The following is a 15,384-nucleotide window of genomic DNA, read 5'->3' as shown; positions in this document are numbered from 1 at the left end:
TGGTGCGGCGGTCGCGAGAGGGTGATTGCCGCACCAGCGCACATACGTTGACCTGTATGTGACGCTGAGATGGGCGGCCGTGATCATGTGCATGATCGGCATGCCCAAGTTGAGCAAGAAAGTACTCCGACCTTATGGGACGATCGACTCAGACGAGTAGAGCCGGTGCTGTTGTCGGCCCGGTGGTGGCTGCGGTATGTGCAGTGGTGTTGGCTGTGGTGCCGTCGGCATGGGCGGTGGAGTTGGATGATGGGGATTGGTATATCACCAGGACGGGTGTGCAGGATGCGTGGGGCCAGGGTGTGACCGGCAAGGGTGTGAAGGTCGCGGTGATGGATAGTCAGGTTGTGTTGGATTATCCTGCGATCGCGAATAAGCATGTGGAGTCGAGGTTGGTGTTGAAGGATGGGGCGACGTGGTGCATGGATCGCAACAAGGAGTTTCGTATGGATGTGTCGGATTCGGGTTTGCGTGCGGGGGATCGTGGCCTGTATGTGACGCATGGCACCGAGATGACGTCGTATGTCGTGGGTGATGGTTCTGGCTATGACGGCAATCGTGGCTTGGTGGGCGTGGCGCAGGACGCGCAGGTGACCGCATATCCCAATGGCTTCGGCGTTGGGGCTCTCGGTGGGGATGCGCCGTTGTGCAAGGTGGGTGGTGAGCTTGATTTTGCGACGGTGCTGCGCCGGGCGGCTGCGGATGGCAATCGAATCGTGAACATGTCATTTGAGTCGCCGCAGCGTCCTGAGATGGTCGAGGCGTTCGTCGATGCGTGGCGTGCGGGTGTGGTGGTCGTGGCTGGTTCGGGTAATGATACGGAGGATTCGGGTCCGAGGGATTATGTGGGTGAGCTGGCGAAGACGAACCGGTTCCCGGGCGTGCTGAGCGTGAATGTCTCGGATGAGTCGGGTGCGACGAATCGTCGTGATGGTGGTGTGACGTTGTTGGCGCCGGCGGAGGGTATCAATGGGTATGCGGTTGGTGATTCTCGTGTGGTGAAGGTGGGTTCGGGTGGTTCGTCGTCGGCGTCGGCGATCACGAGTGGGATGTTGGCGTTGGTGATGAGTCGTTGGCCGGATGCGACGGGTAATCAGGTGTTGCAGTCGGTGGTGCGTAACACGCGGGGCAACACGAGTGGTGAGCCGGTGTTCGACAGGGATCTGCGCTCGGGTTTCGGTGTGATCGATCTGCCGAGGTTGTTGGCGACGGATCCGGCGCAGTATCCGGATGTCAATCCTTTGCTGGAGGCTGCGGTGATCAACAGTGAGCGGCATGAGGAGACGCGCGGCATGTATACGGACCGTTCGGATTGGGGCGATCATTTGATCGGGACGGTTGATTCGTTCGATCTGGATGGTAGTACCCCTATCGATGTGACGCGTGAGGCGTCGTTGGTTGGTGAGGAGTATCAGCGGCAGAAGAGCGCGTGGGCGAAGGTGGAGCAGTGCCGTAAGGATGGCGGCTCCGATTGCATGCAGTATTCGGCCACGCGTACGGGCCAGGCTGCGTCGTCCTCGGCGTCTTCGTCGGCTGGCAACGGGCAGTCCGCTGCGCCGAAGACCGACGGCGGCGGCGACGGTGCGTCGGGTGCGAGCGCATCGTCTTCGTCTGGTTCGGTGTGGTTGTGGGCGACGCTCGGTGCGGGTGTCGCTGCCGTGGCCGCACTCATCGTCGTCGCCTGTCTGGTCGTGCGCCGCCGCAGGCGCTTGCAAGCTGCCGTTGCGCCCGTGTCTTCGGCTGTTGCGTCGATGCCGGCGAATGTGTCTGGGGGTGGTCGTTGGTGATTGGTGTTCATGCTTCTGTTCGTGTTGGTGTTCGTGTTGGAAAGGATTTGGTGATGGGTGTGTCTCGTGTGGTGGTGCGGGTGCGTGCCGTGTGTGTCGTGGTTGTGGCTGCGGTGTTGGCGTTGGCGTTGGTTGTAACGCCGTCCGTGTGGGCGGTGGAGTTGGATGCCGGTGATTGGTATGTCACGAAGACGGGTGCGCAGGATGCGTGGAGTCAGGGTGTGACCGGCAAGGGTGTGAAGGTCGCGGTGTTGGATGATCAGTTGGTTGTTGATTATCCGGGGATCGCGGGTAAGCATGTGGCGTCGAGGTTGGTGCTTCCTGATGGTGCTTCGTCGTGTGTGAATTTGAAGAAGACGCGGATGATGCGTGTGTCGGATCCGGCGTTGCGTGCGGGTGATGGGGGGATTTATGTGACGCATGGGACGATGATGACTGCGTATATCGTGGGTGATGGTTCGGGCTATGACGGCAATCGTGGTCTGGTGGGTGTGGCGCAGAATGCGCAAGTGACGCATTACCCGTTAACGTTTGGATCTGCTGGTCTGTCTGGTTTTTCTGAAGCTTGCTCTACCAATGGTAAAGCCATCGATTTTGCCGGTTCCGTCCGTCAGGCCGTTGCGAATGGCGATCGTATTATCAATCTGTCGTTCGAAGGCAGGAGTGGTTCGGATATGGTTGAGGCGTATGTCGGGGCGTTGCGCGCCGGAGTGGTAGTCGTGTCTGGTTCGGGTAATGATACCGAGGATTCGGGGCCGAAGGATTATGTGGGCGAGCCGACGAAGATCAATCGTTTTCCCGGGGTGTTGGCGGTGAACGGCGCGGATGAGTCGGGGAATGCGAATCGTCGTGATGGCGGTGTGACGTTGCTGGCGCCGAGCGAGGGGATCAACAGGTATGCGGTTGGTGATGCGCGTGTGGTGAAGGTGGATTCTGGTGGTTCGTCGTCGGCGTCGGCGATCACGAGTGGGATGTTGGCGTTGGTGATGAGCAAATGGCCGGATGCGACGGGTAATCAGGTGTTGCAGTCGGTGGTGCGTAACACGCGGGGCAACACAAGTGGGGAGCCGGTGTTCGACCGGGATCTGCGTGCCGGGTTTGGTGTGATTGATCTGCCGAGGTTGTTGGCGACGGATCCGTCGCAGTATCCGGATGTCAATCCGTTGTTGGAGGCGGCGGTGGCCAACAGCGAGAAGCATGAGGAGACGCGCGGCATGTATACGGATCATTCCGATTGGACGCAGTTGGCGGGAATGACCGATCCGTTCGGGTTGGATGATAGTTCGGGCATCGATGTGCCCAAAGAGGCCGATCTCGTTGGTGAGGAGTATGAGCGGCAGAAGGCGGCGTGGGCGAAGGTGGAGCAGTGCCGCAAGGACGGTGGCGCCGATTGCATGCAGTACTCGGCCACCCGCACCGGCCAGGCCATGTCATCCTCGACGTCTGACAATGGGCAGGCTGCTGCGCCTAAAGCTGATGGTGCCGGTGCGTCGGGTGTGACCACATCGTCTGCGTCGTCTTCGTCTGGTTCGGTGTGGTTGTGGGCGGCGTTGGGTAGCGGCATCGTGGCCGTGGCCGCGCTTATCGTCGTCGCCTGTCTGGTCGTGCGTCGCCGCAGGCGCTTGCCTGTGGCCGTTGCGCCCGTGCCGGCCGCCGCTCCGCCGATGCCGGCGAATGCGTCAGGGGCGTCTGGCCTAGGAGGATATCCTCCCGCTGGCCCCGTCGCGCCAATGACTTATGGCAGTACTTATGTAGGTCATGACTCTCGAGATAATCCTCGTGAAAACAAGTGAATATGAAAGAGAACTTTTAGGAAAGGAATGAAATGTCAACGCATGAAGTGAACTCATCTATTGGTTTCTTTGAATCGCGCCTAGCGTCTATCGCGCAAACTGATCGATGGGATGCGGATGGCATCATTGATAATATCCGTAATTATCAGGCGATGCTTAAGACGTTACGGGACAAGGTGGATGGTGTGCGTTCGTGGATGGTGCAGTCGGGTGATTTCGACTGCTCGGCTCAGGACAGCATGTATGCGAAGGCGAAAGAGATCGTTGACAACATCGATGATCATTTCGCTGCCAACCAGCAATGCCTGACCGATATGAAGAGAGCCATCGAGGCGCATAATGAGGGGATCATTGAGGCGAACAACGTGACGCTTCCGGGCAGTCGTCTGAATGCCGCGCAGGAGCAGCAGATCATGGATGCCACCGAGCCAATGAATGTCGTTGTTCCCGGATTGGGCACCTTGACTGGCATGATGGGCATTGCCGGCGTCAATCTCATCTCCCAGCTGATGGTAAGCCATCGTGAAGATGAGGCAGAGAAAAAGTATAATGCAATAATTAATAGTGTTCGAGGGGCGGTTGTTTCGCCTCCAGATCCGATTCCAGTTGTGGATATGGGGCAAACTCCTGATGGGTGGCCAATTCCTGATCACTCCCAGAGTGGTGATGGGTCTGGTCCTTCCAGCGTCGGTGCAGGTGTGGGCGCTGGCGCGACTGCGGCTGGTGTTGGTGTTGCCGCAGCGGCTCGTGCGGGACGTTCAAGCGCTTCGTCGGTTGCTGCTGTGTCGGCTGGTCGGTCGTCGTCGGCCGGAAGCGGTGCTGCGGGGTCGCTTGCGGGGGCTGCCCGACCGTTGGGAACATTGCAGGGCGGTGCCGATCGTGCGAATGGTTCGTCGGGTTCTGCGGGACGTGACGGCTATCGCGTTGGCGGCTCGAACGATGATGATCGGCATGACGATTATCTGTATGAGTGGGATGAGAACGGCACGTACCGCTATGATTCCGATCGTAATGCGTGGGTGCGTACCGATGCCGATGGCGTTGATGTGGACAGCTACAGCATGCGTGGTGTGACGGGTCTTTCCTCGGCGGCTTCGGCTGGCGGCGTCGCCGCTGCCGGTGTCGCCGCGACCGGTGTGGCCGGACGTGCGGGCATGATGTCGTCCGCAGCCGGTGGGGCGCTGATGGGTTCGGCAGGCGCCGGCGGCACATTGGGCTTGGTAGGTGCTGTCGGCGGGACAGGTGTGGGCTCGTTCTATGCGAACAATCCGGTTACGGCTACAGTGTCCTCGGCTTCGTCGATTCGTGGCGCGCAGGGATTGGCGGCAGGGTTGCGCAACAATGCGGCGGCAGCTGGTGCGGCTGGTGCGGCTGGGCGTGCTAATCCGGCGATGATGGGTTCCGGTGCTGGCGCCGGTGGTGCTGGTGGCGATAAGAAGAAGCGGCAGCAGCTTGGCTATGTGGCGCCGGTCATCGAGGAGGATGAGGAGTTCAGTCCCACACCGATCGGCAACATGGCCGGGCGTCGCCGCAGTGCCCAAGAGGCGTGAACGGCGCAAACCATTTTCGAACAGCATGAAAGGAGCATGACCAATGGTGGACGAAATCAACATCAATCCGCAACAGGATCGTGAGATGGTGCGCAAACTGCGGCATCTCAATACGGATATCGACCGAACCAGAAACGCACGATGGCAGCCGGCACAGCACGCCTCCCCGGAGTTCTTCGGGCGTGATCTGGACAAGCAGATCAAGCAGATGAGCGAGAACTACCGCAAGTCGCGCGAGAATCTCAAAACGACGTTGGAAGCATATGCCAAATGGCTCGAAGAGGTCGTCGCGGGCTTCGAGGCGTCTGAAGAAACCCAGCAGGTGGCAATCGACGCGAAGACGGCTGCAGTGGCCGATGCGGCCGACGCGGCTGAATTCAGGCGTGACCTGCATGAGCACGAACGCAAAGCCGGCGGCCAGACGCTCACCGGCACATTGCGGGCGTCGATCGAGGACGTCCACGACACGATCCTCGATTTCATCGCCAATCAGGATCAGGCATAAGAGCATCTGATCCAACCGATACCAGACCGTCACGGAAACAGGGAGTGAGACTGTGTCAGACGAAATCAAGATGGATTGCGGCGATCTGAAAGGATTGCAGGCACAATACGGTTCAGCGTCACGTGAGTTCATGGCGACGATGGGCGCATTCAACCAGAACGAGGATCCAAGCTTCGGTCTCGTGCTGCAGATGTTCCGCCCCATGTATACGTCGGCCAAGGAATGCACGTCGGGCTATCTGAGCAACATCGGTCAGGTGCTCAGCTACCTGCAGGGAGCGATTGATGGCGCCCAACAGGATTTCACCAATACCGAGAAGGACATCATCGACTATCTGAAGAGCATTCAGGAACAGCTTGAGCAGATTGATGAGAAGCTTGACCGGCTTGAGCAGGGCGGTGGCGGTACCGGTTCCGGCGGTGGAACCGGTGGTGGTGGCACCATCGGCGGCAGCGCCGGCGGGACTGGCGGAGGCGGCTATGCCGGTGCCGGTTCCACAGGTGGCGGCTCATGGCAGGACGCTCACGATGATGACCGATACGAAGGATCCGTCGCACAAGGAGGCGGCGACGTCGAGGCGGATGCGTCCGGATCTGGTTCCACGGCGGGAAGCGGCGACGCCTCTGCCGATGACGGCCGTACGGCGGGAAGCGTCGATCCGGATGCCGGAACCATCATGCCCGATGGGGGAGCAGCCGCCGCGGGCGACGGCAACGGCAGGGCGCCGGGGGCTGACGGTTCCTCAGGTGCGGATGCCAACGGCAAACCGGATGCGGGCGCAACCGCCGTCGACGGGCGACCAGGCAATCCATATGACGGCGTCAATACGATCGGGTTGGATGTCAGCGGGGATGCGCAGGACGAATATTCGCTCAACCTCACCGACGGCAACACGCATGCGGTCATGGAAGCGGACGGTTCGATCCGTCTGAGCAAAACCGATGAGGATGCGACGAACATACCGCTGCCGGACGGCATGCAGCCGAAGAATGCGTCTACCTTCACGTTGGACGCGAACAATGACGGCACCAACGACCTCGCGATGACGCCGGACATGGCCGCCGATGCGCGAATCAGCGTCTACGAGGACGGCGATGACCAGTTCGCCGCCGTGGACTTCGACAACGACGGGGATTATGACGCAGTCATGCGCGTCGGCGAATCGGCCGCAGCACGGGCGAAAGCCCAACAGGATGCCACGGCGGCCGCATGGGAGCAGATCGCCAGCAGCGATCCACTCGGACGCAGCCCCGAAGAACTCCAGACGCTCTTCCTCGAGCGGGACATCACACGGATGCCTGAACGTGAAGGCATCAACATTGCGGTCTGAACAATCCGGACGCGCACGGCGGTAACGAAACACATACGAACAGAAGGACCCGATCATGACATCCGTTGCTTCGAGCACCAACGTGTTGACGACAAAAGGCACGCAATTGGCAGCCGACTCGTCTACACTGCGCAAGTTGGTAGGCGACGCCAAAACCGTTTCCGACCTGAACGATCTCATCCAATCCGGCGTTCAGCTCGCAGGCGCAATCATCTCTGCAGTTGATGGCATATTCGAAGGCCTGTTCGGATTCAGTCCGATCGATAGATGGATCAAGAAGCCCTTCAGTGGCGACTGGGATGCGATGACCACCACTGCCGAACGATGGGATGCGCTCGCAGCCAACCTGACTCAGACCGCATCCGCCATCACGGAGGTCTCCAACGCCGTGGGCGACGGCACGAGCTGGAGCGGTGACGCCTCCAATGCGTTCAAGAAAGATAACGCGGCGCTCGCGAAGGCGATGCAGGCCGGCGTCACGCCTTGCCGGGAAGGCGCAGAAGGGATGCGGAAGCTGGCCCAGCTTGCCGAGGATACCTTCAATTTCATCATGAGCACGCTGCAGGAGATCGCCAATCTGCTTGCAAACGTCTTGGCGGATATCTCCATCCCGGTGATCGGCCAGTTCAAGGGGGCGTGGGATACCCATAAGGTGATCAATGCCGTCTCAAACCTGGTCACGACCGTCAGTGAACGACTTGAGCAGATGCTGGCGACGGCACGGACCTTCGCCAATTGCCTCGCGCACTTCGGCACCGCATACGACCAGTCGGTGAGCGCTCTGTCCGAATGCAAACTGACGTCGGGAGCGCCGTTGAGCGATTCCACGCAGAAGATGATCAAGGCAGCCGAATTCTTTACGAATCCAAGCATCGATTTTGGCGATCTGGTGTCAGGGGTCGGGAATGGCTTGGGAACAATGGGCAAAGCGGCTTGGGACGGCTTGACATGGGCCGGCGAAAAGGTCGGGGAAGGACTCGATTGGGCCGGGAATACCGTATTGGACGGCGGACAGTTCGTCGGCAATGGTCTTTTCGACGGTGCGCAGGCCGGACGGCGCGCGGTAGGCGATGCCATGCAATGGGGCAACAATGTAATGTATGATGCCGGGCAGTCCGCGTTGGATTGGAGCATCGACAGAGGACAGGATATCCGGCGTGGCTTGAACAACGCCACGACAGGCACCGCCAATTTCGTCGATGACAGACTTTCGGATTTCTTCGATTTCGTCGGCGCGCACGGGGTGGCTGACAATCTCGACCAGCGTTCCGCGGAACGCACCGCGGCGAATGACGCCCGTAATGAGGCCAATGACCGCCGCACCGACCAATGGCAAGAGGAGAACCGGCAGAAATCGGATGCAAGGCAGGATCGGTTCAATATGCTGTATGACAGCGGACAGGATGCCATCGAAGACTTTGGTGATTCAGTGCAGCAGCATGCCAATGATTTTCTCGATACGAGACAGGGCCAGAAGCATGAGGATGACGGCGGTTCCTTCGGCGGCCGCTGAATCCCCGCAATATGCAATGCGATAGGCAATGTGACACAGTCAGATACAGGGAGAGAGCATAGATGACATCCACCGAATTCGAAGCATTCATGCAGCAGCTCGAACAGGCGCAGAAGGGCCTCGCTCAGGCCCGCAAGGAACTCGACGAACTCCATGCGAACAACGAGCCCCGGCTGAACGAGCACCATGAGGAAGTCGTCAAAGCGCGACGCGCAGGACAGATGGGCAAGGCCTGGCAGACGCTGCAGTCGCGCATCGACTTGGGCAAGACCTGCGAAATGGATATCTTCAATGGCATCGACAAGTCGCCCGAAGCACGCGAAGTGAGGGCGGACCTCGTCAGGAACATGACGAAGGTGCGCGATGACCTCGACGCGATGGATCCGGAGGAAGAGACGAAACAGGATTACCTGCAGGCCATCGAAAGCGTGGCCAAGCTGCAGGCGATGGAAGACGGCATGCGCAAGGACGTCTGACGCACTCCCATGACGGTCTCTTCCCTTCCACGTACGACGCGGTCGACACAGCAGGACGGCGTGCATCTGACCATGCCCATCATCATGGGGCTGGCGGCCGGCGCCGCCATGCTGCCATACGGTTTTGCGCCGATGGACGCGACCATGTCCTTCGGGCTCATCACGGGCATCGTCGCCGGTCTCATGCTGGCCGCCGTCTTCGCCGACCATGCAAGCCTGCGCCGATCGAAGCAGCATGCGCATAACGCGGCCGCATGGTACCTGACCGCGGGCATCTGGCTGGCGATGTGTGCAGGAGGCGCCGGCGCCGCGCTGATCCCCACGTCGCATCCCGTCATCGTCGCCGTGTTCTGCATGTCGTGCGCTGCAGGCGCGGACGCGGCGGTCATGTCGACACGCGTCACCCATCCGCAGCTGATCGGCACCGTGCGCGTCTGCATGATCGTGTTCCTGTTGGCGGCGCTGGGCTGTGCGACGGCGATCTGCCTCGACGTGCGTCCGTCGATCCTCGCGGCATCCGGCGTGGCGATGGGCGTGTGGGGCGTGCAGATGATGGCGAACCTCGTCGTACGCGTACCCGACCGTTATCTTGTGCAGTGGCGCCGATACATGACCCGCCGATGGACGGTGCGCGGCAGCATCCCCGAAGACGCGCGCATGCTCACCGACGACGACGTGCATGAGGACATGCAGCGTTTCCTCGCGCAATACACGGCAGGAACGGTTTGCTGCACGATATGCGTGGTGCTGTCCTTCCTTGCGCTCGCGACATGCGTCGATTATGCGGCTGCACTCGATCGCGTCGCCTTCATTGTCGCGGGCGTGTCCATCGTGCTGTATCTGGCGCTCAAGCCGCGTCAATCAGGTCGTCCCTTTGAACGCTACCTGATGCGCGGCGCGGCCATGGTGTCGCTGATGGTCGTCGTGGCCTTCCTGCCGTCGGCGCTGCCGCAATGGGGAGCGCAGATGCCGGTGGCGATCATCGGTGTATGCGCCGTGGTGGGGTTGGCGTTGGGATTCGGCATGATCTCACAAAGCAATGGGTTCTATTCGCTCGCGTTGTCCCGCATCGGGGACGGCTGCTGCTTCGCGGCGCTGTGCCTGGCACCGGTCGCGGCTCTGCTGTCTGCGGGACTTGTGGAATGGTTGAGAGGAATCGTATGAGCATCGCCATCGGAACGTCTGCCGGGCAACGGCAGGAGAAGACCTATGCAGTGGCATCGTGCGGCAAGCAGATCGCCTCGAACTGCATCGATCTCGCCGTGCTGGTCATCGTCGCGGGTGGCACGCAGCTATTGGGCCACGATCTTGTGCTGACGATCATCGTGGCAGTAGAACTGGTGCTGACGATGATGATTTGGGAGGGCGTGCGAGGAGAGACAATCGGCAGGCTCATCACCGGCACGCGCACCGTGCGCGAAGAGTGCGTGACGAGCAGGAACGGCGGCGTGCTGCCTGCGGGGATGCTGCTCATCATGAGGAAATACGGGATGCTGCTCGTGTGCACATGTGCGGCAGGCGTGGGACTCCTCGTCGAGATGTGCTCATCGGCTTTTGCTTCGAAATCTGCCATCCGTCGGGATTGGGCGGACGGCGTGGCGTCGCTTGTACAGGTGGACATCGACCGACCATTGCTGCTGGGCATCAGCACGGTGGGCGCGCCGATCGGTTCGTCGTTGGATTTCCGCTACACCTCGACCAATGCTTCGATGTCGGACACGACCGGTGCCCCTGACGCCCCGTCGGTGCCCGCTGTCAGGGAACCGTCGCCGCTGCACACCGAAGCGGCACCCGTCGTCGCTCCCGTCGTACCGGTGCCCGCGGCGGCGATGAGTGAGGAGCTCGTGGCACCGACTGCATCGACGCCCACGCCGGCGCCCGCCGAATCGGCAGCTGTCGAATCGGCGCCGGCCGCGCCAGTCGCTCCCGCCTCGCCGACGGCGCAGGCGCGGCCGCAGCGGTCATCGTCGGCGCCACGGCATTCGAAGCGTCGGCCAGCTCCGGCGCTGCCGACGCGTCCGCCGGCAACGCCTGTGCGTCCCCCGGCGTTGCCGGAGCGTCCGCCACAGCCGGCCGCCGGCGTCCATGTCGCGCTGCCGCAACGCCCTGCGCAGGAAGCTACCAGAGAGCAGACGCTCATCATGTATCTTGAAGGCGGCAAGCGGGTGAACCTGCCTAAACGGGGTGCGATCGTCGTCGGCAGGAAGCCGGTCGCCGTCGAGGACGGCGACGGCGTCGTCACGCTCAAGGACACGACGGGAACGGTGTCGCGCAGCCATGCGCGCATCGAAATCAACGACGGCGAGATCTGGGTCACCGATCTGGGAAGTCTCAACGGCACCACGGTCGCCATCGACGGAGAGGAACACCGGCTGCAACGGGACGTGCGGGAACAGATCGAGCCCGGCGCACGACTGTCGTTCGGGGACATGACAGGCAGCATCATGAGGACGACGCGAAGGAGGAACGCGTGAGCAAGGAGATGAAGTCGGACCGTCTGCAGGGGCCGGTCGCGCCGAAGGGACGCATCGTGCTGCAGCCTCCGCCGGAACTCGAGGCGAGCGACGGCGTCAACACGGTGCTGACCTCCATGGTGCCGCTGCTCGGCTCGGTCAGCGCGATCATCATGATGCTGATGACGAACAGCGGATTGACCGGACTGCTCACCGGCGGCATGTTCATGCTGTCCTCGATGGGATTCGTCGTCGTCAACGGCGTGCGGCAGCGTTCGCAGCGCATGGCGAACCTCACGGCCTCGCGCCGTGAGTATCTGACCTATCTCGCCCAGACGCGCAAGGCGGTGCGTACGTCGGCGTACCGGCAGCGCAGCGCCGCATTGTGGAACGCGCCCAACCCGGATGCGTTGGTGGCGGTCGCGTGCGAACCGGCGCGACGGTGGGAGCGCATGCCCTCGGATGACGATTTCATGAGGCTGCGATTGGGAACCCACGAGGAGGAGCTGAGCGTCAAACTTGAATCTCCGGAAATCTCGGCGCTCGCCCAGCTCGATCCGGTGTCCGCTTCGGCGGCGCATCGCTTCCTCATCGCGCATTCGAAGCTGCGCAACATGCCCTTCACCGTGGACATGCGGCACTACAAGCGCATCGAACTGCTCGGCGACCCCGAACAGGTGCAGCCGCTTGTGCGCGCCATGCTGGCGCAGGCGGTCGTCTGGCATTCGCCCGAACATCTGAAGGTGGGCGTGCTCGCCAGCGAAGACAGGATCGGCGATTGGGAATGGGTGCGCATGCTGCCTCATGCGCGCACGGACGGTGCGAACGCCGATGATGGCTATCTGGATCCCTCCGCTTCGTCAAGACGGTATATGGTCACGTCGAACGCGCATGACGTGGACGCGCTCGTTGGCTCGGACATCACCAGCCGGGGCGTCTTCAGCACTGCCGACTATTCCTCGCAGCCGCATCTGCTCATCATCAACGACGGCTACGATATCGGAGCGCTCGGCAGGCAGACGCGTGTCTTCGACGCGGCTGGACTCGACGGCGTGACGGTCATCGACATGCCGGAGGCGTGGGATGATCTGACTGAGGCGAACGTGCTGCGCATGCTGTTCTCCGAAACGATGGTCGAGCGAGGGCTGAACGTCGTCGAACACACGCTGGACACGGGCATCGTGCAGCTGTCGTCGACGGCGATGAAGCAGCCCATCGAACTGCATGCGGATGCGTTGAGCGTCGGTGAGATACGGGCCGTGGCGCGACGGTTGGGCGACGTGTCGATGAGTGACGGAAGCACCGGTGCGCAAATGGATTCCGCACTGCACAGGAGCGGCAACGATCTGCCGAGTCTGCTCGGCATCACCGACCTCAAACACATCGATTTGGATGCGTTGTGGGCGTATCGCACCGGCCGCACGCGTCTCAATGTGCCGATCGGACTGTATGACGATCAGTCTCCGGCGATGCTGGACATCAAGGAGATGGGCCAGCGCGGCATGGGCCCGCACGGCGTGCTCGTCGGCGCGACCGGTTCGGGTAAGTCGGAGGTGCTGCGCACGTTGGTGCTTTCGCTCGCGTTGAGCCATTCTCCCGATCAGCTCAATTTCGTGCTCATCGATTTCAAGGGTGGCGCGACCTTCGCCGGCATGGACGGCATGCCGCACATCTCGTCGATCATCACGAACCTCGGACGTGAGGCCTCGCTCGTCGACCGTATGGAGGACGCACTGGATGGCGAGATCAACCGGCGTCAGGAATTGCTGCGTGATGCCGGCAACCTTGCGAACATCACCGAATACGAGAGGCTGCGCGTCGATGGAGGACGCTCCGAACTCAAACCGTTGCCGTCGCTTGTCGTCGTGGTGGACGAGTTCTCCGAGTTGATGAAGGCGAAGCCGGACATCGTGCAGTCCTTCGTGCGCATCGGCGCCGTCGGCCGTTCGCTCGGCATCCATCTGCTCATCGCGTCGCAGCGTCTCGAGCAGGGCAAGCTGCGTGGTCTTGACGAGCATCTGTCCTACCGCATCGGTCTGAAGACGTTCTCGGCGAGCGAGTCGCGCGCCGTGCTCGGCGTGACGGACGCCTTCGAGCTGCCGAGCCTTCCCGGCATCGGCTATCTCAAGAAACCGGACGGTACGATGTCGCGGTTCCGCGCGTCCTACGTCTCGGGCGTCCCGGAAGGATTCGACGGGGACGAGACGACGTTCCAGTACGCCGTCGAGCAGATGCGCGGCAAGGGCACGCCGGCGCATCAGGTGTGGCTGCCGCCGCTGACCACGCCGGACACGCTGGACCGCTTCATGCCGGATCTGCAGGTCGTGCCGGGTCTCGGACTGGTCTCGCCGTACTGGCGCAAGCAAGGGGCGCTCGTCGCGCCGTGCGCGATCGAGGACAAGCCTCGTGAGCAGAAACGCGAGGTCATGGCGATTGACTTCTCCGGCGCGGGCGGCCACATGGCGCTCGTCGGCGGTCCGCTGAGCGGCAAGAGCATGATGCTGCGCACGATCGTCACGTCGCTGGCGTTGTCGCATACGCCGCATGAGACGCAGTTCTACGTCATCGACTGCGGCGGCGGCTCGTTTACGCCTCTGCACAGGCTCGCGCACGTCAGCGGCGTCGCCTCCGGCAACGAGGAGGAGAAAGTGCGCCGTACGATCGCCGAGATCAGCGGCATCATCGCCAGCCGTGAGGTCTTCTTCAAGAAGGCCGGCATCGACGGCGTCGAAACGTATCGTCGTCGCCGCGCCGAAGGCGCGATCAACGACGGATTCGGCGACGTGTTCCTCGTCATCGACGGCTGGGGCAACTTCCGCGCCGACTACGAGGAGCTCGAGCCGAAGGTGCAGCAGATCGTGGCGCGCGGACTCACCTATGGCGTGCATGTGCTGCTCAGTGTGAACCGCTGGATGGAGATCCGCGCGAACATCGCCGACTCGATCGGCACGAAGCTCGAGCTGCGTCTGGGCGAACCTGGTGATTCGGTCATCGACCGCAAGGTGGCCCAGACGGTGCCGATGGGCATGGCCGGACGTGGTGTCAGCGCGGACGGGCTGCACATGATGGTTGGTCTGCCGCGCATCGACGGCGATGACGATCCGGCCACGGCCGGCGATGGCGTCGAGGATCTCATCGAGAAGGTGAACGGCGCTTGGCAGGGCAAGCCGGGGCCGAAGCTGCGCCTGCTGCCGGAGATGCTCGAACACGAGCAGCTGCTCGCGTACATGCACCGCAATGAGGCCTACAGGAAGATCGTCGACGTACCGGGCAACTTCGTGTTCGGCATCAGCGAGGATGCGTTGGCGCCGGTCGGGTTCAACCTCAACACCTATCCGCTGTGCTATCTCTTCGGCGAGTCGAAGTCCGGAAAGTCGTCGTTCCTGCGTCTCGTCGTCCGGGAGGTCGAACGCGTATACGCCGGCAACGAAGCGAAGATCTTCATGATCGACTACCGCCGGGCGAACCTCGCGCAGATTCCGCAGTCGCATCTCGCCGGATACATCACGTCCCCGGACGATGCGGCCACGCAGATGCAGGAACTCGCCGAGTATCTCAAGACGCGCATGCCGGGTCCGGATCTGACGCCGCAACAGTTGCGCGACCGTTCCTGGTGGAAGGGGTCGGAGGTGTATGTGCTCGTGGACGATTACGATCTGGTTTCCACATCGTCGGGCAATCCATTGCGTCCGCTTGTGCCGTTCCTCGCGCAGGCGGCCGATGTGGGGCTGCATGTGATCCTCACTCGTCGCACCGGCGGCGCGAGCCGTGCGATGTACGATCCGGTCATTCAGGCGTGCCAGGATCTGGGCATGCCTGGCATCCTGCTGTCCGGAGACCCGAACGAGGGGCAGCTCATCGGCCGCGTCAAGCCGAAGCGCGCCGTTCCGGGACGTGCGCAGGTCGTCACCCGCGACGAGGGCCTCTTCGTCGCCCAGCTCTCCTACACGCCATTGTGCGACTGAAAACGACGTCGA

General features: G+C 61.9%; 10 protein-coding genes. All 10 read left to right on the top strand.

Features of this window, described 5'->3' with window-relative positions; translation table 11 throughout:
• Window positions 1–134 precede the first annotated feature (134 nt).
• Window positions 135–1,787, top strand: a complete 1,653-nt coding sequence (locus G606_RS10485) for a S8 family serine peptidase (protein ID WP_081664151.1) — start codon at window positions 135–137, stop codon at window positions 1,785–1,787.
• A gap of 53 nt (window positions 1,788–1,840) precedes the next feature.
• Entirely contained in the window at window positions 1,841–3,580 is a 1,740-nt protein-coding gene (locus G606_RS10480; protein ID WP_051198784.1) for a S8 family serine peptidase, read from the top strand.
• Window positions 3,581–3,612: 32 nt separating this feature from the next.
• A complete protein-coding gene (locus G606_RS11280; RefSeq protein WP_155802883.1) occupies window positions 3,613–5,130 on the top strand; it encodes a hypothetical protein in 1,518 nt (505 codons plus the stop codon).
• Between the two features lie 43 nt (window positions 5,131–5,173).
• On the top strand, window positions 5,174–5,635 hold the full coding sequence (locus G606_RS0108715) for a hypothetical protein (RefSeq protein WP_026645622.1): 462 nt from the start codon (window positions 5,174–5,176) through the stop codon (window positions 5,633–5,635).
• A 52-nt stretch (window positions 5,636–5,687) separates the two neighbouring features.
• Window positions 5,688–6,965, top strand: coding sequence for a hypothetical protein (locus G606_RS11275; protein WP_155802881.1), 1,278 nt, complete (start codon window positions 5,688–5,690; stop codon window positions 6,963–6,965).
• 55 nt (window positions 6,966–7,020) lie between these two features.
• The gene (locus G606_RS10815) at window positions 7,021–8,478 is read left to right on the top strand and encodes a hypothetical protein (RefSeq protein ID WP_051198780.1); all 1,458 of its coding nucleotides are present in this window, start codon (window positions 7,021–7,023) and stop codon (window positions 8,476–8,478) included.
• A gap of 62 nt (window positions 8,479–8,540) precedes the next feature.
• Complete coding sequence (locus tag G606_RS0108700; RefSeq protein ID WP_026645620.1) at window positions 8,541–8,954, top strand: hypothetical protein; 414 nt, start codon at window positions 8,541–8,543, stop codon at window positions 8,952–8,954.
• Between the two features lie 132 nt (window positions 8,955–9,086).
• Window positions 9,087–10,118, top strand: coding sequence for a hypothetical protein (locus G606_RS11330; protein WP_196800023.1), 1,032 nt, complete (start codon window positions 9,087–9,089; stop codon window positions 10,116–10,118).
• Entirely contained in the window at window positions 10,115–11,428 is a 1,314-nt protein-coding gene (locus G606_RS10810; protein WP_026645619.1) for an FHA domain-containing protein, read from the top strand. The genes G606_RS11330 and G606_RS10810 overlap by 4 nt, the downstream gene beginning before the upstream one ends.
• Entirely contained in the window at window positions 11,425–15,372 is a 3,948-nt protein-coding gene (gene eccCa / locus G606_RS0108685; protein WP_231371478.1) for a type VII secretion protein EccCa, read from the top strand. Before G606_RS10810 ends, eccCa begins: the two co-directional genes overlap by 4 nt.
• Window positions 15,373–15,384 lie beyond the last annotated feature (12 nt).

The sequence above is a fragment of the Bifidobacterium sp. AGR2158 genome, from assembly GCF_000424225.1.
Classification (GTDB): domain Bacteria; phylum Actinomycetota; class Actinomycetes; order Actinomycetales; family Bifidobacteriaceae; genus Bifidobacterium; species Bifidobacterium anseris.
This window is presented reverse-complemented; position numbering and strand designations above follow the sequence as displayed.